Source organism: Peptoniphilus sp. HCN-40583, from assembly GCF_037892835.1.
Lineage (GTDB): Bacteria > Bacillota > Clostridia > Tissierellales > Peptoniphilaceae > Aedoeadaptatus > Aedoeadaptatus rachelemmaiella.
The window spans coordinates 1-19116 of sequence record NZ_JBBKBU010000012.1; the positions used below are offsets into that span (position 1 = coordinate 1).

The 19116-nt window shown below is 50.5% G+C and carries 17 protein-coding genes and 1 other RNA gene; 7 read left to right on the forward strand and 11 right to left on the reverse strand.

The features are described from left to right. The first annotated feature begins 96 nt into the window (after window positions 1–96). The 6 genes from WKT05_RS04980 to WKT05_RS05005 all read left to right on the forward strand — a co-directional run bounded on the left by WKT05_RS04980 (window position 97) and on the right by WKT05_RS05005 (window position 6203). A complete protein-coding gene (locus tag WKT05_RS04980; protein WP_340413164.1) occupies window positions 97–1824 on the forward strand; it encodes a hypothetical protein in 1728 nt (575 codons plus the stop codon). A gap of 120 nt (window positions 1825–1944) precedes the next feature. After that, window positions 1945–3264 carry an aspartate kinase gene (locus WKT05_RS04985; RefSeq protein WP_340413165.1) on the forward strand — a complete coding sequence of 440 codons (1320 nt, stop codon included), beginning with the start codon at window positions 1945–1947 and terminating at the stop codon, window positions 3262–3264. A gap of 162 nt (window positions 3265–3426) precedes the next feature. Next, window positions 3427–3723 (forward strand): thiamine-binding protein, encoded by a 297-nt coding sequence (locus tag WKT05_RS04990; protein ID WP_215508981.1) that lies wholly within the window; start codon window positions 3427–3429, stop codon window positions 3721–3723. Beyond that, window positions 3698–4462: an ABC transporter permease gene (locus WKT05_RS04995; protein ID WP_215508980.1), complete on the forward strand. Its 765-nt coding sequence runs from the start codon at window positions 3698–3700 to the stop codon at window positions 4460–4462. Before WKT05_RS04990 ends, WKT05_RS04995 begins: the two co-directional genes overlap by 26 nt. A gap of 9 nt (window positions 4463–4471) precedes the next feature. Beyond that, on the forward strand, window positions 4472–5470 hold the full coding sequence (locus tag WKT05_RS05000) for an ABC transporter substrate-binding protein (protein ID WP_340413166.1): 999 nt from the start codon (window positions 4472–4474) through the stop codon (window positions 5468–5470). Continuing rightward, a complete protein-coding gene (locus tag WKT05_RS05005) occupies window positions 5451–6203 on the forward strand; it encodes an ABC transporter ATP-binding protein (protein WP_340413167.1) in 753 nt (250 codons plus the stop codon). The genes WKT05_RS05000 and WKT05_RS05005 overlap by 20 nt, the downstream gene beginning before the upstream one ends. A 101-nt stretch (window positions 6204–6304) precedes the next feature. Here the strand turns inward: WKT05_RS05005 and WKT05_RS05010 are convergent, their stop codons facing one another. Together WKT05_RS05010 and WKT05_RS05015 are read right to left on the reverse strand one after the other, a co-directional pair. Continuing rightward, entirely contained in the window at window positions 6305–7486 is a 1182-nt protein-coding gene (locus WKT05_RS05010; protein WP_340413169.1) for a hypothetical protein, read from the reverse strand. Window positions 7487–7552: 66 nt separating this feature from the next. Further along, window positions 7553–8500, reverse strand: a complete 948-nt coding sequence (locus WKT05_RS05015) for a C39 family peptidase (RefSeq protein ID WP_340413170.1) — start codon at window positions 8498–8500, stop codon at window positions 7553–7555. A gap of 158 nt (window positions 8501–8658) precedes the next feature. Here WKT05_RS05015 and WKT05_RS05020 point away from each other — a divergent pair, with 158 nt between their 5' ends. Then, window positions 8659–9003: a hypothetical protein gene (locus tag WKT05_RS05020; RefSeq protein ID WP_340413171.1), complete on the forward strand. Its 345-nt coding sequence runs from the start codon at window positions 8659–8661 to the stop codon at window positions 9001–9003. On the opposite strand, the gene WKT05_RS05025 is transcribed toward WKT05_RS05020, so the two are convergent. The 9 genes from WKT05_RS05025 to dnaG form a co-directional block, all read right to left on the reverse strand. After that, window positions 8967–10547: an S-layer homology domain-containing protein gene (locus WKT05_RS05025; RefSeq protein ID WP_340413172.1), complete on the reverse strand. Its 1581-nt coding sequence runs from the start codon at window positions 10545–10547 to the stop codon at window positions 8967–8969. The two genes, WKT05_RS05020 and WKT05_RS05025, sit on opposite strands and share 37 nt — an antisense overlap. A gap of 335 nt (window positions 10548–10882) precedes the next feature. Then, window positions 10883–12220, reverse strand: a complete 1338-nt coding sequence (locus WKT05_RS05030) for an S-layer homology domain-containing protein (protein ID WP_340413173.1) — start codon at window positions 12218–12220, stop codon at window positions 10883–10885. Between the two features lie 75 nt (window positions 12221–12295). After that, window positions 12296–13240, reverse strand: a complete 945-nt coding sequence (locus WKT05_RS05035; RefSeq protein WP_340413174.1) for an S-layer homology domain-containing protein — start codon at window positions 13238–13240, stop codon at window positions 12296–12298. Continuing rightward, a complete protein-coding gene (locus WKT05_RS05040) occupies window positions 13237–14385 on the reverse strand; it encodes a CapA family protein (RefSeq protein WP_340413175.1) in 1149 nt (382 codons plus the stop codon). The genes WKT05_RS05035 and WKT05_RS05040 overlap by 4 nt, the downstream gene beginning before the upstream one ends. 87 nt (window positions 14386–14472) lie before the next feature. Continuing rightward, window positions 14473–14798, reverse strand: an RNA gene (gene rnpB / locus WKT05_RS05045) — RNase P RNA component class A. Window positions 14799–14817: 19 nt separating this feature from the next. Further along, entirely contained in the window at window positions 14818–15579 is a 762-nt protein-coding gene (locus tag WKT05_RS05050; protein ID WP_340413176.1) for a Nif3-like dinuclear metal center hexameric protein, read from the reverse strand. After that, complete coding sequence (locus tag WKT05_RS05055) at window positions 15554–16222, reverse strand: tRNA (adenine(22)-N(1))-methyltransferase (RefSeq protein WP_340413177.1); 669 nt, start codon at window positions 16220–16222, stop codon at window positions 15554–15556. The genes WKT05_RS05050 and WKT05_RS05055 overlap by 26 nt, the downstream gene beginning before the upstream one ends. Further along, complete coding sequence (gene rpoD / locus WKT05_RS05060; protein WP_340413178.1) at window positions 16219–17334, reverse strand: RNA polymerase sigma factor RpoD; 1116 nt, start codon at window positions 17332–17334, stop codon at window positions 16219–16221. The genes WKT05_RS05055 and rpoD overlap by 4 nt, the downstream gene beginning before the upstream one ends. Beyond that, the gene (gene dnaG / locus WKT05_RS05065; protein ID WP_340413179.1) at window positions 17331–19106 is read right to left on the reverse strand and encodes a DNA primase; all 1776 of its coding nucleotides are present in this window, start codon (window positions 19104–19106) and stop codon (window positions 17331–17333) included. The genes rpoD and dnaG overlap by 4 nt, the downstream gene beginning before the upstream one ends. Between the last annotated feature and the right edge of the window lie 10 nt (window positions 19107–19116).

Here is a 19116-nt window from a genome sequence, read left to right on the forward strand (position 1 = left end):
AGTTTTTTTTATGACTTCATTTTTGTGACTTCATTCTGTAATCTTCCGAATCTATGTTATAATTTGGTAAAACAGATGAAGAAGGAGGACGATCTATTGTATTGTTTTCAATGTGGCGAAGAACTGGTCAAAGGCGCGAAATTTTGTCACGTATGCGGTGCCAATCAGGAAGAAGCGCGAAAACTCTTTGAGGAAAATTTCAAAAGCGCCTCGCCGACAACCGGTTTAGATCATCCCGCTTCCGGCGGCGACACGAAGGTCGCCTACTCCTCCGATCCGGAAGACGGTGAAGCCTTAAAAAATTACTTAAATAAAGTGGATACTCACGTGGGCATGAGTATCCAAAAACACGAAACCCTCTCCGGTGCGCGCCCGAAGCCGAAAAAAGAAAAAACGAAGAAAAAAGCGGATGCCCCGGACAAAAAGACAGCTTCCGCGCCCCTCGCCGCGGCCGATGAAATAAAAGCCGCCGATGCGCCGGCCAAAAAACAGGATGAGAAAAAGAAAAAGAAGAGCTTTTCCGCCATTTGGAACAGCTTTATCGACGAGGAAGACAATCCCTACTCCGTCTTCGGCGAAATGGCCGATCGCCTGGAGCGGGATCAAAAGGTGCTGGACGATTCCGAAGCCGATCGCCTGCGGGTGTCTCAAGACATGGATGCCATGGATCAGGAATCCTTCGCTCAAACCGGCGACGTGTCCTCTTTGAATAAAAAGGTCAACGCCATTTTAGATGCACAAGAAAAGGAAGAAGAGAAAAAAATTACCTCGAAAGGCATTCTTTCCTCCTTCTTCTCGAAAAATAAAGATTCCGACGAAACCGCCCCTCAAGAAAAAGAAGCGCGCAAAGAAACCATCAAACCTGCCGACGCCTTCGGTAAGGCCGATAAACCGGCGGATGAGAAGATCCAGCCCGCCGATGCATTCGATACGGTCGATAAACTGGCGGATGAGAAGATCCAGCCCGCCGATGCATTCGGCGATACCAAAGCTTCTGTTTCGGGCCCTGTAGAAAAGGAACCCGCCGCGGAGAAATCGGACGTTGCTTTAGACAAAGCCGCCCGCAAACAGGCGAAAAAAGAAGCCAAGGCGGCGGCGAAGGCCCAAAAAGCGGCGAAAAAAGAAGCTGCCGCAGGCGAGAAGAAAGAAAATCCCTTCGCTTCCTTCTTTGCCGGCTTGAGCAAAGAAAAATCCGACGTGGATAAGGCGAAGCATTCCGCGGAAGTGAAACACCATCACCACGTCAGCGAACTTTCCGACAATGTTTACGTCTTAAAAGCCTACGATAAACTCGCCCCCGCCCGGGAACGGGTCCTGGCAAAGGGCAAACAGGGAGTCTACGGTCTCTTGGGCATCGGATTTATCTTGAGCACCGTGCCCATTGTCTTTGCCTTCAGAGGCATCGGCATTTTGGCCATTGTCTTTGCCCTCTTAAAAGCGCTCATCGATCTGTTCCGCTTTTTCTTCGCAAACAATGTGGCCCGCACGAACAGCTGCACGGAAGATAACCTGCGGGCCCGCACCGTGGATAATCTTTTCCACTGGATCTTGTACTTGATCCCCTCGACTATTATCTTTTTCGTCCTGCCGGCCTCCTCGGCCATGGGACGCACGGTCTTGGGATCGGTAACGCCCCATTTCCTCTTGAGCATTCTACTCTATGTGTGGGTGATGTTTTTGGCCTATGCTTCGGCCCATTCCATATTGCCGAAAGAAAACAGTCGGGATTTTCTCGCCTGGTACGGCATTATCTTCGTAAGCATCGACCTGATCTCCAAACTTTTCTGGATCATCGCCATCTTCCTCACATCCACATTTGTATAAGAAGAACCGCTTCGGCGGTTCTTTTTTTCTGCCGTCTATTACCGCTTTTTCATGGAAAAGTACTTGTTTCGAAGGAGAAAAAATCTTACAATAGGATAAGATTACCTAAAGGAGGATATTATGCCCATCGTATGTAAATTCGGCGGTTCATCCCTCGCCAATAGTGAACAATTTAAAAAAGTTAAAGATATTATTGAAAGCGATGAAAACCGCCTGTACGTCATCCCTTCGGCGCCGGGAAAGGCCCGAAGCGGCGATCAAAAGGTGACGGATCTTTTGATTCTTCTCTACAACATGGCCGTGCATAAACTTTCGTCCAACGAAGTTATGAGCATGATCGAAGCCCGCTACCGCGAAATTTTAGACGGCATCGGCATCGAATTCGATTTAAAGGCGGAGCTGGACCATATTTTAGCCACCATTACCTCCGGCAAGGTAAGTAAATCCTACGTCCTTTCCAGGGGCGAATACTTAAACGGAAAAATTTTGGCCGCCTACTTGGGCTATGATTTCGTCGACGCCGCTGCAGTGATTCGATTCGACGAAAACGGCCAGTGGGACGAAGCGGCCAGCTACCGCGCCTTGGAAGAAATGAAAGAAGCCCACGCCTGTGCCGTAATCCCCGGCTTCTACGGCTCCACGCCTTCCGGTAAAATCATTACCTTCAGCCGCGGCGGCAGCGACCTTTCCGGCGCCATCGTGGCCCGGGGCGTTGGCGCCGATCTCTATGAAAACTGGACCGATGTCTCCGGCCTTCTCGCCGTGGATCCTTCCATCGTGCCCCAACCGCAAAAGATCAAAAAGATCACCTACGAAGAGCTTCGCGAGCTTTCCTACAGCGGCGCCAAGGTCATGCACGACGAGGCCATGTTCCCCGTTATCGAAAAGAACATTCCCGTGGTGATTCGAAACACCAATGCCAAAGATGAAGACGGCTCCTACATCGTGGCCCACGTGCCCGACGATGCGGAAGGCGAAAACATTACGGGGATCGCCTGCCGAAAGGGCTTCGACGTCATCAATATCGAAAAATTCCGCATGAATCGGGATCTGGCCTTCCACAGAAAAGTCCTTTCCGTTTTGGAAGCCAACGACATTTATTTGGAGCACATGCCCTCTTCCATCGACTCCATCTCCCTGGTCATCGCCAGCAAATATTTGAAAAATAAAACGGATCAGCTCCTCGCCGAGCTCCAAACCTTCACCAATGCCGATCGCATTTCCGTGGACCACAACATCGCACTGATTACCATCGTCGGTCGCAACATGAAAAACCGCGTCGGTACCAGCGCCCATATTTTCGGCGCCTTGGCCGGGGCCAATGTGAATATTCGCGTGATTATTCAAGGGGCCAGCGAGATGAATATTATCGTCGGCGTCTTGGAAGAAGAGGCGGATAAATCCATCCAGGCAATTTATAACGCCACTTTCCTAAAATAACTTTTATAATCTCTCATAATCGGGTATACTCTATGTGTAAAGGGGTGCTCATAGCTGAGAGAGAACTACTCAACCCATTGAACTTGTACAGGTAATGCTGTAAAAGGATCGAGCCGATGCGCCTTTTGTGCATCGGCTTTTTTTATTGAAAGGAGAAAATAAATGAAAGCGAGTATGGCTATTCAAGTTTTGCCGACGGTAAAGGGCGGCATAGAAGAAGTGGTACGCATCGTCGACGAGGTCATCGCCGTCATCGACGAAAGCGGTTTAAATTACGTGGTGGCCCCCTTTGAAACCACCGTTGAAGGCGATTCCATGGACGAGATTATCGACCTGCTCCGAAAATGCGAAGCCAAGGTGCTGGAAGAAGGCGCCGAATCCGTCATGTGCTACGTTAAATTAAATCACGGCAAAGAATCCATTTTATCTATCGATGAAAAAATCGACAAATATCAGTAAACTTTTCAGAGGGAGCATCCTCATCGTCGCCCTGCTCGTCCTGTGGCAGCTCTTGAGCACCTCAGGCCTTTTGCCCGCCTACCTGCTCCCCTCGCCCGTACAGGTCATCAAGGCCTTCGTGCAGGACTTCCCTCTGTTGGTCGTTCATTCGAAAGTCACGTTGCTTGAGGCCGCCATGGGCCTTTTCTTCGGCATCGTCTCGGGCTTTCTCTGCGCCTTTTTAATGGATCGCTCGGCCTTTTTGAAGGATGCCCTCTATCCTCTTCTGGTCCTCACACAAACGGTGCCCACCGTGGCCATCGCGCCCCTTTTGGTTCTCTGGATGGGCTACGGCATGACGCCGAAAGTGGTCCTCATCGTTATCGTTACCTTCTTTCCCATGGCCGTCAATCTCTACGAAGGCTTTGCCTCCGCAGATCGCGACGAAATGCGCCTCTTGCGCGCCATGGGCGCGGACAAGCGGGAAATCTTTTCTTACGTCAAGCTTCCCAATGCCCTGGACGGCTTTTTCTCCGCCTTGAAAATTTCCGCCTCCTACTCCGTCGTTGGGGCGGTCATCGCCGAATGGCTCGGCGGCTTCCAAGGCCTCGGCGTCTACATGACCCGCGTAAAAAATGCCTACAGTTACGACCGCATGTTTGCCGTGATCTTTTTGATCTCGTTTTTAAGCTTAATCCTTATGGGCCTGGTGAATCTCTTTCAAAGAGAAGCCATGCCTTGGAAACAATTGAACCGATAGGAGCATACTATGAATCGTTATATGAAACGCCTTCTACCCGTCCTTTTGGCCGTCTTTATGCTGGCAGGCTGCGCCGGCGGTGCCGGTAAACAAGCCGACGGCGATAAGAAAAAAGTACGCCTGGTCTTGGACTGGACCCCGAACACGAACCACACGGGGATTTACGTGGCCAAGGAAAAAGGCTACTTCGATGAAGCCGGCATCGATCTCGAAATCATGCAACCGCCGGAAGGCGGCGCGGAAGGCCTCGTCGCCAATGGCGGCGGCGAATTCGGCGTCTCCTTCCAAGATACCATCGCCGCATCTTGGGCAAAGGAAGAACCCCTTCCCGTCACCGCCGTGGCAGCCTTGGTGCAACACAACACCTCCGGCCTTTTGAGTGCGAAAGATAAAGGCATCGACTCAATGGGCAAGCTCACCGGCCATACCTACGCCACCTGGAACATGCCCATCGAACTTGCCATGATTAAAACCATGGTGGAAGACGACGGCGGCGATTTCTCCAAGGTCAACCTTCTCCCCTCCAATGTTACCGACATCGTCGCCGCATTAAACAGCAATGTCGACGCCGTATGGGTCTACTACGGTTGGGACGGCATCAAAGCCAAAACGGCGGGCCTGGAAACCAACTACATTCCCTTTATCGAATCCCACCCGGAGTTTGACTACTACAGCCCCATTTTAATCGCCAACAACGACTTCTTAAAAAATGATCCGGACACGGCGAAAAAAGCCCTGGCCGCCATTTCCAAAGGCTACGAATACGCCGCCGAACATCCGGAAGAAGCCGCCGAAATTTTAGTGAAGGCCTCTCCGGAATTGGATAAGAAAATGGTCGACGAAAGCCAAGCCTACCTTTCAAAACAATACATCGCCGATGCGAAACAATTCGGCATCATCGACAGCAATCGTTGGAACGCTTTCTACGGCTGGCTTTGGAAAAACAAATTAATCGATCGGGAAATCCCGAAAGATTTCGGTTTCAGCAATGACTACCTCCCCCAATAAGCCTCTCTTAAAGGGCGAAGGCATTTGCCGCCGCTTCGGCGACATGCTCGTGCTGGACGAGGTGAATCTTTCCGTGGATCGCGGAAAAGTCGTGTCCCTTTTGGGCCAAAGCGGCAGCGGAAAAACCACCCTCTTTAATATTCTGGCGGGGCTTGACGTTCCCGATGCGGGCACGGTGCATCTCTTAGGCCAAGATGTTACCGGCAAGCCCGGTCACGTGGCCTACATGCTGCAAAAGGACCTCCTCCTTCGCCACTTGAAAATTATCGACAATGTGTCCCTTCCCCTGCGGTTGGCGGGCAAGAGCAAAGAAGAAGCTCGGGCCGCAGCCGACGGCTACTTTAAGGAATTCGGCCTGGAAGGCACCCAGTACAGCTACCCCAGCGCATTGAGCGGCGGCATGGCCCAGCGGGCGGCCTTTTTAAGGACCTTTCTCTTTTCAAAGGATCTCGTGCTCTTAGACGAGCCCTTCTCCCGCTTAGATGCCATTACGAAGGCGTCCATGCAGGATTGGTACCTGGCCATTAAAGACAAGTACGCCCTCACCACCATCCTCATTACCCACGACATCGACGAAGCCCTGCGCATGAGCGATGTGATTCACGTCCTGTCCCCGAAAAAGAAATCCATCGCCTACACCTACGAGGTGCCGGAAGGGGACCGCAAGGAATTTGAACTTTCCCGCGATTATTTGGACGCGAAGAAGGCCATTCAGGAAGCCATTATGGCTTAGAAAAACTTCTGAAAGCACAATCAATGCATAAGAAAGGCTCTTTCCCACCGAAAGGATGAGAAAGAGCCTTTTTTCTGTGTTCTCTTTTTAAAGGGCCGATGCTACTTCGCCACTCTTCCCCAATACAAATAGTTCTTGTCTCCTTCTTCTTCCACGAAAGACAAGATGCCGTCGTTACTGAAAAAGAACGAGCGCAGATTTTCTTGTCTTGTAGAAATTTTCGTTGCCCTCATCTCGGAAAGGTCCACGAAATCGAGGCTCACATCCCCGTGAATAAAGAGGCGACCGTCATCTAAAATTCTCGTTTCGCGAAGAAAATTCGAATAGTCGTAGCCTGGCAGGATATAGGGCCGATACTCGTCGCCCTCTTTTTTGTAGAGGGTGCAGCGATCTTTTTCCGGATCTCCCTCGGGATTCGGCGCGTTCAAATTGACGATGAGCTCGGGATCTCCCGCCAAATACCTTGAAAGCCTCGTAATAAAGGGGATCTCGTAGAGCGTATTTTTCTCTCTGTCCAGCAAATAGGAGCCCTTGGCTTCGGTGACATTTTCCGAATAATCGTCCAACTCCTGAAATCCCACGGTGTTTCCCATGCCGTAGAAATTCGTAAACAGATGCCCTTCTTTCACCCCTTCGTCTTTTCCCAAAGCAAAGGCCGTATTTACAATTTCATCTGCCTTCTCTCCGCCGTATTTCATAAAATACATGGCGTTTTTCAATTTATTTTTACCCAGCGTTTTTTCCAAACTGACATAAAAGCCCTCTTTTTCGGCAAAGGCGGCAATTCGGTCGAAATCCGAAAGAGCCACCTGCTTCACACTTCCGTCGGGATGAACCTCCACGTAATCTACGCCGGCATCCGTATTGGATCCGATAAAATAAAACGTCCCATCCACCACTTTTTCGGCGTCCATGTATTTATAAGCACGCTCCAATTCCACATCGTGACCCTCGCCGGTCTTGAGATCGGTGATTCGGATGCTTTTAAAAACTTCCTTCGTGGGATCGCTTATGTCTTGATATAAAATTTCCTCTTTCGGATCGAATCCGAAAACCGAGTCCTTCGAGATTTCTTTTTTCGAAAAATTGCCTTTGATATCGTCCGCGGAAAGGACGGTAAACTCCATCGTCTCCGGCTCTTTTAAAATGTCGGAAAGCACCTTCGTCTCCCGAGCCAAATTTTCCAATCCTTTGTTTGCTCCCGAGTCCCCCTGAGGCACGGCCTCTTTTCTCCCGCAGGCAAGCAAGCAAAGCAATATGCACACGATAGTCAGCTTCTTCACGGCCTTCTCCTCTCTTATCGCGCAGTCCGTTCCTCCGGATTAAAAAAAGGGGATCGCTCCCCTTCTTTAATGAATGATTTGTTGTCTAAAATGCTTTTGATTTGCCTGATACAAATCGTAGGCAGGATAGAATTTTGTGCCGTAGAATCTATAATGGGGATCCGTCACACGGACTTCGTTCGGTACCGAGCCAAATCGATAACCGCTTACATTTAAAATATGGCCTGTCGTGTTGTATGCGAATGAGTCGATATCGCGGGTGTTAATATCCAAGACGGCGGGCCTGTTGTTATCAATGGAGTTCACGACGATTCGATGCCAGTTATCGAAACTGCCGATGCTCGATAAAACATAGCCGGACTTCACATAATCCCGCAAAAATTGTTTCACGCGGGAAAAATCAGTTCCTTGGCTAGTAGTACCTAAAAAGCCGGCGATTTGTTTTTGCGTGTACCTTTCTCCGTTAAAATAATCGTCCAATTGCTTCACCGTAGCCACACCACCGTAATACGTAGTTTCTTGCCTTCTCACCGGCACATTTCTGACATTTTGATAGATCTTGTCGACTTCAAAGCTCCCTCGCTCTTCAGAGAAAGGCCTCGACTTTATTTCATCCGTTGATGAAACTTTGCCGGTCTTATTATATTCTTCTTCCGCTTTTTCACTGGCTTTTAAGGCTGCTTGATAACGGGGATCTTTCACTTGATCCGCAATCTCTTTTTCTTTTCTTTCCTTCTCTAATCTTTCCCCTTCATGCATCTTTGGCCATAAGACAGCTCCGTCCTCTAAGGTAAGGTCGCCGGTATTTCCCTTTCGAACCTGCTGCATCAGTTCATATTCTTTTTCTTCCATCTCTTTTCTTTCCGCTTCGGAAACCTCGGGCCACAGAACGGCCCCGTTCTCGAGGGTAAGATCGCCGGTGTTTCCGCCGGGTAGCGTGGGGGAACCTTTTGCATAGGCAAGGCCTGAGAACAAAAGCAGCGCAGATAGACCGATCGTCAGTATTCGCTTCATTTTCCTACCTCCTTGCTAAAATTACAAAAAATCGTTTTCTTTTGTATTCAATATACCATTCTAAAAACCATTTTGCAATAACTATTATCAAATAATTTGGATTTTCTATTCCCCACCAGGAAATCAATTCCTTCTCCATATCAGATCGGAACCATTTAATGGCTATTTCCTCTAGGAATCTTTTCACTAAGCACCTGGTGCTTTTAGACGAGCTTTTCTCCCGCTTAGATGCCATTACAAAAGCGTCCATGCAAGTTTGGTATTTGGCCATTAAAGATAAGTACGCCCTCACAACCATCCTCAATACCCACGACATCGACGATGCCCTGCGCATGAGCCATGTGATTCACCCCCCCGAAAAGAAATCTATCGCCTACACGCACAGGATTCCGGAAGAAGTTAAAAGAAAAGGGACGCAGCGAAAACTGCGTCCTTTTTCAAAAGACAAGATACGTTCCGGAATGTTTTACTTGGTCGCGGCCAATGCATCAAGCATGGCTTGATAGTTGTTTGCCGCCATGAGAATTTGTTCATAAGCCCAGTGCTTTTCACTGACGTCCTTAAAGGCATTGAATTTCGCCTTAATCTTCATCAGATCTTGCTTGCTCATATTCCTGCCGTCGTAACGATTCAAAATCGTGACGGCTTCAGCTCTGGTAATGGCGCCGTCGGGTTTAAAGGTCCCGTCGGGGTAGCCGATAATTCGGCCGTTGCCGAAGGCTTGATTAATGGCCGCTTCAAAGGGATGACCCTTTACATCGGCGAAAGGCGCGATGCGATCCGTCTTTTTGTCGATGCCGGCCAATGCCCGAGCAAATTCAGCTCGCGTGATGGGCTCGTTGGGACGGAAGTTTCCGTTTTGATCCGCCAACATTAAATCATTTTTCACCATGGCGTTGATCACTTCATTGTACCAGCTGCTGTCCGTGTCCTTGAAACCGGGTTTGGCCTTGTTACTCGTATCCAAACCGGCCAGAGCGGCGATCATGGATGCCGCCTCGGCGCGACTGATCTTTCCTTCCGGGCGGAAGCTGTTATCGCCGTAGCCGAAAATAAATGCCTGATGCTTTACTTTCGGCTCCACAGGCGTACTCGGCGTTCCCGGATTTTCCGCAGCCGTCACTGCAACCATATCTCCGTTTTCAAAATACGTGTCATTTGCAAATTTTACATAGACAATGGGCTTAATATATTTGGCATTTTCGGGTAGCTTCGTGATTTCGATTTCATAGCCGCCGGCTACTTGTTTTACCGTGTAATCATCCCGAGGCACTTCCTGCTTCTTATATTTCGGCGTCGCCGACGTGCTTGTATCCACCCTCGTCGAGGGACTGCTTACTGCCGTAGGTTTCCCTTCTTCAAAATCCTTCTGTGTCACATAATTCAGCTTAAAGAAAGCTTCTTCATTCTCGCCGATCTTTCCGGCCCCTGCAAGATTCGACTGAATTTCAATCTTATTGTCCTTTAATGCCACATACTTTTTATTATTGTGGGGGTTGAGCTGATCTCGCTTCCCCAGCACCTTATAATTGACCAGGGCTTTTTTCGTATAATCCCTGAAGAGGCCGGATTTCTTTCCATTAACCTTTTTATAAGGGACACTTTCAATAAATGTCAATTCCTCTTCCGTAATATTTTCTTTGACTAATAAAGCCTTCGCTTTTTCAACGGCGCCCTTGACTTCATCTTTCACGCCCGGTTGAAATTCAATGGAATCGCTGTCAAGAACCTTCTCTTCCACAGTTTTCATGTACTTTTGAAGTTCGGCCTTGGCCTGTCTAACCCTTTCGGCAAATTCCACATTGGTCTTGTCCGCTTTGGAATTTTTCTCTTTCGCTTGATCGCGTTCAAGGCGACTTATACTTTGGTTCCCGACAAGCGCCGGCTTTTGATTCGCATCCATTGCCCCATTCGTTCCGGAGCCGGAGGCGGCATAGGAGAACCCCGGTAAAAATCCTGCAATTAAGGTAAAGCCTAAAAGGCATGAGACGAAACCGACAGACAATTTTCGCATTCCGTAACGAGGTCGTTGCTCTTTTTGTTTCATATTTTCTCCTTCATTATAAATTCCATGGCCCCTTTGTCCGCATCAAATCTATGTATTTTTCCATAGCAGACCTAATCCAAAGTTGTCATGAGCAAAGTGATCTTCTAATTCGAAATTATATCACGCTGATATTAATTATCAACTGTTGTTTTTATATTTCTTCTCTTTTCCTTTATTTTTGCTTTCTGCTGCCTTTTTATTCTTATGTTCTAGCTCATTTAAATTATTTCTTCCGCGCGGCTTTCTGATGATTCTTTCAAAATAAAGAAAAAACCTCTGCAGTTGTTTTCCACGCCTGCAGAGGCTTTTCTCATTTCTTTTTTCTGATTGTCCGTTTAATTTAATTGATTTTTTAAATTCAGCATCATTTGGGTGGCTTCTTCTCTGCTCGCCGTGCCTTTTGGATCGAAGAGATTGTCGCCCTTGCCGTGCAGAATCCCTCGCGCCGTCAAGCTCGCCACCGCCGGTCGGAAGACGGGGCCGATGGCATTGGCATCTTTAAAGGGCAGGTTATGCGATGCATCGTCGTATTTCATGGCGACGAAAAGGATTTTCGCCATTTCTTCCCGGCTGATTAAGCGTTCCGGGCGGAAGCGGCCGTCTTCGTAGCCGTCGATGAGCCCGGCATGTCTCGCCGCCGCCACGGCTTTAGCGTAGTAGGCATCGGCAGGCACGTCGCTAAAGCCTCCGTCCGCTTCCGTCATGGGCAGACGAAGGGCGAGGTCCATTAAGAGGGTAAACTCGCCGCGGTTCATGGCCTCGCGCCCTTGAAAGCTCTTTAGGCCGCGGAAGGCAGCGGTGTTGATGCCCTCGTGGTTTGCCCGGCTCGGCACGTCTTTCGCCCAAGGTGAGGTAGCGTAGCAGCTCATGGCGTAGTTTAAGAGGGCCATGGTGTCGTGGTAGCGTTGATCCTGTCCCCGAGATCCCATGACCACGGAAATTAGGTGGCGGCCTTTGTTCGTGTAAGTCACCGAAAGGCATTGGCCGGAATAGGATGCCGTGCCTGTTTTAAAGCCGTTGATTCCCTTAAAGTGGCGAAATTTTCGATAAAATTGATTGGTGGATCGATAGATTTCGTTTTTATACTTGGTCTGATGTTTCGAGGTGGTGTTTAGAATTTCCGGGTAGTCGCTGATGATGGCGCGGGTCAAAAGGGCTTGTGCCCTTGGTGTGACGCGGTTGGGCGCAAGGCCGTTGGCCTCGGTGTAGTAGGCGTCGATGCCCAGTAGCCTCGCCTTTTCGTTCATCCGCTCGGCGAATTGGGCTTCGCTTCCGCCGCCGAAGTATTCCGCTATGGCGATACCCATTTGATTGTTGCTGCGAACCAGAAAGGGCTCAAAGAGATCGCCGAGCCGCTCTGTTTCGGCGAAGTCGGTCTTGTCCCAGGGAGACTGGGTGCGGGCATTGACGGATATGGGGATCACCGTGTCCCAAGTGGCTTCGCCTGTGCGCAGGGCATCGAGAATGATGTAAGCGGTCATGATTTTAGTCATGGAGGCGGCGGAGCGGGGCGTGTCCGCATTTTTTTCGTAGAGCACCTGCCCCGTGTCGTAGTCCATGACGATGGCCCCCGGGGCGTTGATGGCCGGCGCATTGGCGGCAAAGGCCGCCCCCGGCGTGAATAGGATGGCGACGATGAGTAAAAATGCCGCCACTGAGTTAAATCGTTTCATTGTATTCCTTTCAACTTTATCGAACAGTTATCAACTTACCGTAAAATGCCCTGCAGATTTTTCGAGGGCTCTTTGTTATTTCTTGTCTGTGTCGAAAAGCGCCGTAATTTCATCGGGTTTGTAGCCCACGACGACCTTTCCGTCTGTAATAATCACCGGCACATATTTGTAGCCCTTTTCCTTAAATTCGCGAAGGGCAACCGGATCCTTCGAGATGTCTTTTTCTACAAAGGAAAGGTGGAGGCTGTCCCTTAACATGGCTTTCGCCATAACGCAGTATTTGCAGCCTTCTTTCGTATACATGACCACGTCTTCCGCCTTTTGTGCAGGCACCGCGTACGCTGCGGCTTTTTTGGAAATTTTTGCCATCTCCGAGCGGCGAATGGGGCGATCGCCTTGGAAGAGGCCGTCGCTGCCTTCGGCGGAGAAAATGTCTTCTTTTACCAACGCGGCCACATAGTCCGCCACGGGAATTTCCACGTCCTTCTCGTCGAAGACGGTGCCCATTTTATCCAGGTCCTTCATTTTAAGATTGGCGTGATCCTTCGTCGCAGAAAGATTTAAGGCCCTGGCATAGTAGGCGGCCACTTCTTTTCTCGACGGAAAGGCCATGTCGTTTGCCTTGAGCTTGCCGCAGGCCTTGGCCTCTTCCAATTGCTTTTGGGTTATGATGCCTCGATCCAAGGCGTAGGCGATGCTGTCTGTGGCCCATTCCCCTGCGCCGCTTGCCCGCGCCATGTCGCCATAGTTTGCCACGGCCTGTTTCACGGCCTCATCCGCCGGCGCTTTGATTCTCTTGATAAGAACAAGGACCTCAGGCAGACTGACGGGTCGATTCGGCTTAAATGTGCCGTCGGGGTATCCGGAGATGAGGTGCTTCTCTGATAGCTCAGCAATGGCATCATAGGCCCAGTGGCTTTCTTTGACATCTGTGAAGCGGGCGGCATAGGCGCCGGAGGCCGGCATGGCGATGGTCAATGCGGCCAAAAGAAGGGCCCACGTTGTGATTTTCTTTTTCATTGTTTTTCTCCCTTGGATATGGATACGATGAAATCCGGATTGATGCGTTCTCTGTGTGCATGAAGCGTCTCTTCCAATCGGCCTTTCACTTGGTCGATTCTCGGGCAGGGGATTTCGCCGCTTAGTACGGCCTCTGCAGGTAAGACGTCGAAATGGAGCCCATCGCCCCAGTGTTTGTCCACGTAAAGGGCGTCGGGCTGAAAAGCCACCACGTGCGTGCCCCTCTCGTCTTTTCTCAGGCGCGCCCGCACCATTTGCCCCGTCTCTACCCGGCTCGTGTTCATGTACTCGCGCCGCTGATTGGAGACGAAGTTCCCCATGGAGTAGGCCACGAAACAGGCGCCATCCTTCGTGGCGATGTTGTCGACGCCGAGGGGCACGTGGGGATGGCTTCCGAAAATAATGTCCACGCCTTTTTCCGCCAAATAGGCGACCTGCTTTTTCTGCGTCGCCGTGGGTTCTTTAATGTACTCTTCGCCCCAGTGCATAAAGCAGACCACGGCATCGACGCCCGCCGCCTTTAACGCGGCCATGTCTTCATCCACTTTCGCTTCGGAATAAATGGCCACGGCATTGGGCCTGTCGCTGTTTTGCAGGGCACCGTCGTTGCCGTTGAGGCCGTAGGTGTAGGCGAGAAAGCCGATTTTAATGTTGTTTACCGTTTTTATGAGGGGCTTCGCTTCCACTTCGCCGGTGCCCACCACATCCATACCCGCCTCGGTAAGGGCGCGGTAAGTGGTCTCCACGCCGGGTGCAAAGGTGTCGTAGGCGTGATTGTTGGCTGTGGCGATCACATCGAAGCCCACGTTTTTTAAATCCCTGGCAATTTCTATAGGCGATGCAAACATGGGAAAGGTGGTGTAGCCCTTCTTCCCGTCGGTTAAGGTGGTCTCAAGATTAATTACGGCCACGTCGGCATCGTCGATAAAGGGCTTCACGTAGCAAAAATCTTCGGTAAAATCAAAGCCCTCACCCCGCCGCGCCGCGTTGATCTGAGGCCGGTGCACCATGTAGTCGCCGAACGCGATAAGGCTTACTTCCGTCGGCGGGATCTTTTTTTCCTGCGGCTTCACCTCAGGGGCCACGCAACCCGTTAAAGTGAAAAGGAGCGCCAGCAGAATAAGTCGATATCTTTTCATCATCATTCCTTTTCTTCTGTTCATTCATTAACGTATTTATTGTATCAGTCTTTTCCTATTTTTTGCACTAAAAAAGCGGGGTCTCCCCCGCTTTCGTCGACTACGTCTATAAGCCGTGTTTTGTATCGGTTAACTATCTGTCTGGTCTTTCCGTCGCCGGAAAGCTCTAGCGACCTACCTACCGGAGACGACGAGCAGCCGTCTTTTTCCCTCTTTGGTCTTGCTCCGAATGGGGTTTACATAGCCGCACAGTCGCCTGTGCGCTGGTGAGCTCTTACCTCGCCTTTCCACCCTTACCTTTGCAGGCGGTATCTCTCTGTTGCACTAGCCTTGGGGTCGCCCCCACCGGACGTTATCCGGCATTCTCGCTCTGTGGAGCACGGACTTTCCTCGCTACGCGCAGTTAACTGACGTACTCGACGAATTATTCTACCATATTCAGTCATCGATTTCAAAGACGAAGGGCGAATTCATCACCACATGGGCACGGGCATCGGAGATTTCTTCCACCCACTCCGCCATGGCCATTAAAATGGCCTTTTCGCTATGGAAGTGTCCGATGTCCAAAACCATGAGGCCGATTTCGTAGGCACGCTGGCCGTCGTGATGCTTCACATCCCCGGTGATAAGCACATCGGCACCTTTAAATGCCGCTTCATCGATAAAATCGGCGCCGCTTCCACCGACAAAGGCGATCCTATTCACCCGCTCTTTTTTCTGCCCGTAGCAGCGTATGCCGGTAATGGATTCCCGTTCGAAAATTTCCTTTAGATCCCTTAAGCTTAAAGACGACGTGCCGAGAATGCCCAGTTCTTCGTCATCGCTCAGTACGGTTACGTCTTTAAGGCTCAGCTTGTCGATCCACTGATCGTTGACGCCGCCTTTGGCCTTGTCCATGGACGTGTGAGAGGAATAGACGGAAATGTTATGGCGAATGAGATCGCAGACCATTTTTCCTCTGAGCGTCGAATCCTCCACCATCTCAAGGGGCGAAAAAATAAAGGGATGATGGGTTAGGATGAGCTCCGCCCCCGTTTCAAGGGCCAGATCCACCACATCGCAGGTCACATCCATGGCCACGACGACATTCTTCACTTCCCGCTCGCCGAGACGCAATTGCCAGCCCGTTTTGTCCCAAGGCTCTTGCAATTCTTCCGGCGCCCAAGCGCGCAATTTATTGATGATCTCTACACTGTTCAATGTACGCCTCCCACTTTTTTACATCCCTATTTGCCTTGTCGATTAAATCCTTTTTGCCGCTCACTTCCACAGCCCGCACCACGCCTTCGAGGCGGGCCTTTTCTTTTTCCGCCATGGCGAGAAAATCGCCGCAGTGAAGAAAATTTTTCCAGGAAAAAGCATCCTTACCGCCGGTTGCGATTTTCATCAGAGGATAAAATTTGCCCCGCTCTTCCACGAGCTCCGCCTCCATGAGGCGAAAGCCCCGGGCGGTGAGAAAATCGAAAAGATCTTCCGCCCCCTGCATGGGCTGAACGATGCACCAATCCAAGGCATCCACCACGTCTTTTCCGCGAGACAGTATATCGGCGATCAATTGGCCCCCCATGCCCATAACAATGGCGCCTTGAATTTCGCCGGGGACCATGGGGGCGAAGCCGTCGCCTAAGCGGGTCTCAAAACAGCCGTGAAAGGCCCCTGAAAGAAGCGTAGCCGCTTTGTTTAAGCTCGGGGCGGAAATATCCGTGGCGATGACTTTCTCGGCTCTATTTGCCTCTAAAAGGGCATGGGAGATATAGCCGTGATCGCAGCCTATATCTCCCACACAGTGAACCGCCGGGGTCATATGAAAGACGGCCTTAAGCCGCTTCGGCGATTCAATCATTCCAAAAAGTCCTTCAGCTTCTTGCTGCGGCTCGGATGGCGCAGCTTTCTCAATGCCTTGGCTTCGATTTGACGAATCCGCTCACGGGTCACGTCAAACTCCTTGCCCACTTCTTCCAACGTGCGGGCGCGGCCGTCTTCCAAGCCGAAGCGCAGGGTGAGCACTTGCTTTTCTCTTTCCGTCAAGGTGGTAAGCACGTCGCCTAATTGTTCCTTTAAGAGAATAAAGGTGGCCGCCTCTTGAGGCGAGAGGATGTCGTCGTCGGGAATAAAGTCGCCTAAATGGGAATCTTCTTCCTCGCCGATGGGCGTTTCCAAGCTCACGGGCTCTTGGGCGATCTTTTGAATTTCACGCACTTTGTCTACGGTAATGCCCATTTCCTCGGCGATTTCTTCCGGTTGGGGATCCCGCCCTAAATCCTGTACCAATTGCCGTTGGACCCGCACCAATTTATTAATGGTTTCCACCATGTGCACGGGAATGCGAATGGTCCGCGCCTGATCGGCAATGGCCCGGGTAATGGCCTGGCGAATCCACCAGGTGGCGTAGGTGGAGAATTTGAAGCCTTTTTTGTAATCGAATTTATCGACGGCTTTCATCAGGCCCAAATTGCCCTCTTGAATTAAATCCAAAAAGCTCATGCCACGGCCCACATAGCGCTTGGCGATGCTGACGACGAGACGCAGATTCGCCTCGGCCAATTCCCGCTTGGCCAACTCGTCGCCTTCTTCCATGCGCTTGGCAATGGCCACTTCTTCATCGGGCTCCAAGAGCGGAATCTTCCCGATCTCTTTTAAATACATGCGCACGGGATCGTCGACGCTGCCGCCCTTCATTTCCGTGGGTTCTTTTTTCTTTTTCGCCGTTACTTTTTGCTTTTTTTCTTCGTCTTCTCTTAAGATTTCTACATCCAGGTCTTCAAACTCCGCATAGATGTCATCCATTTCGTCGCTGGATAAATCCACGTCATCCAGGGCATCGACGACTTCCTTCGCCGTTAAACTGCCGTGCTTGACGCCTTTTTTAAATAACTTTTCAATGGCCGGATCTTTTTCCAAAATATGTTCATCCAATTGGCGGAGTTGATCCTTGTGATCCAAGTTGTTCGTCATCTATGATTCGTCCCCTTTTCTACTTCCTGTAAGCGCCTGTTAATTTCATCGAGTTCATATAATTTTTCAGACAAGTTTTGATTCTCATCCCCTGCCTGAGGCGATTGTTCCATATGTTCTATATCGTGGAGCAATTTCTGACTGCGAAGCCTGAGCCCTTCGGCGTAAATGCGGTCGATGAGCTCACCGACAATGGCTTCTCCATGTATTAGATCCATACCCTTTGTGAGGCGATAGAAACGGTCTTTCATCTCCGGATAGTGATCAAAAAATTGGCCCTTGCGTTCCTTCTGAGGAAGGTCTTCCTTGTAAAGATCCGATACGGTGGTAAACAGGGGGCCCCACGTTTCTCCGGCCACGTATTTCCACTGATCCTTCCCCTCAATGATGGCGAAAAAATCTTTGTCTTCCAAGCCGTACTGCAAGAGGCTGATCCACAAACTTTCCATGGGATCCGCCGCAGAGGTCTTCGCCGCCTTCTGCGGGCGATTCAAATTGCCCCGACGCATTTCTCCTTCGAAGGACTCGGGGCGTACGCCGTAGGTTTCGGCGAATTTTTTTGCGAAGACATCCCGCTCCACCGGGCTTTTTACCTTGGATAATATGGCGGTGACGCCTTGTAAAAATTCCGAGAGGGAAGCCGTATCCTCCAGGTGATAGTCTTTTTCCAAGTTTTGCACCTGGAATTCGATGGAGGAAAGGCCCCGGTTCAACTTGCCTTCAAAGGCGATTTTTCCGTAATCGCGAATGTATTCATCGGGGTCTCTTCCCCCTTCCAGCACGACGATTCGCGGGCGAATGTCCTCCGCAGCCAAAATGTCGATGGCTCGGTTCGTGGCCTTTATCCCGGCATTGTCGCCGTCGTAGCAGATAAAGACCTGTTTGCCGTAGCGCTTAATTACCCGTGCCTGCTCACGGGTCAGTGAGGTGCCGAGGCTCGCCACGGCATAGCCGATTCCCGCCGCGTGAAGGGAGATGACGTCCATGTAGCCTTCCACCAATAGAATCCTGGCGCGGTCGGATACTTTCATGACGCGATTTAATCCGTAGAGCTCTCGGCTCTTTTTGTAGAGCAGGGTGTCCGATGAATTTAGGTATTTCGGCAAACTGTCGTCGAGAACCCGGCCGCCGAAGCCCACCACGCGGGATTTTCTGTCGATAATGGGAAAGATCAGGCGATTTCTGAAGCGGTCGTAGTAGTGGTTTCGCTCCTCGTTAAAGGAGACGAGGTTCGCTTCGAAAAGCTCCTTTTCGTCGTAGCCCTTTTTCTTCATGTGGCCCAGCAATTGATCGCCGCCGGCGGGGGCAAAGCCCAAGCCGAAAGCCAGAATCATGTCTCTTGCGATGTTGCGATTTTTTAAATAGTTCAGACAGTGGGGATTGCGGCTCAGGATTTCCATATAGTAAAGGGCCGCTTCCCGATTCATGGCCACCATGCGGTTGCGCTTTTTTTCCCCTTCCGTGTCTCTGAAAGAGGGCTTTAAGTCGATGTGAAGGTCTTCCGCTAATTTCTCCACGGCTTCGATAAAGCCTAATCCCTCTTTTTCCATGAGGAATTTAATCACGTCGCCGCCGGCGCCGCAGCCGAAACAGTGGTAGTAGCCCTTATCCGGTTGCACAGAAAAAGAAGGGGTCTTTTCCGTATGAAAAGGACAAAGACCCATGTAATTTCTTCCTTTTTTCTCAAGCTTGGTGTATCGACCGATCCACTCGACAATATCGCTCTCTTCTTTTACCCGGCGAATGATTTCGTCGTCGATGATTAAAGCCATATTGTCACCT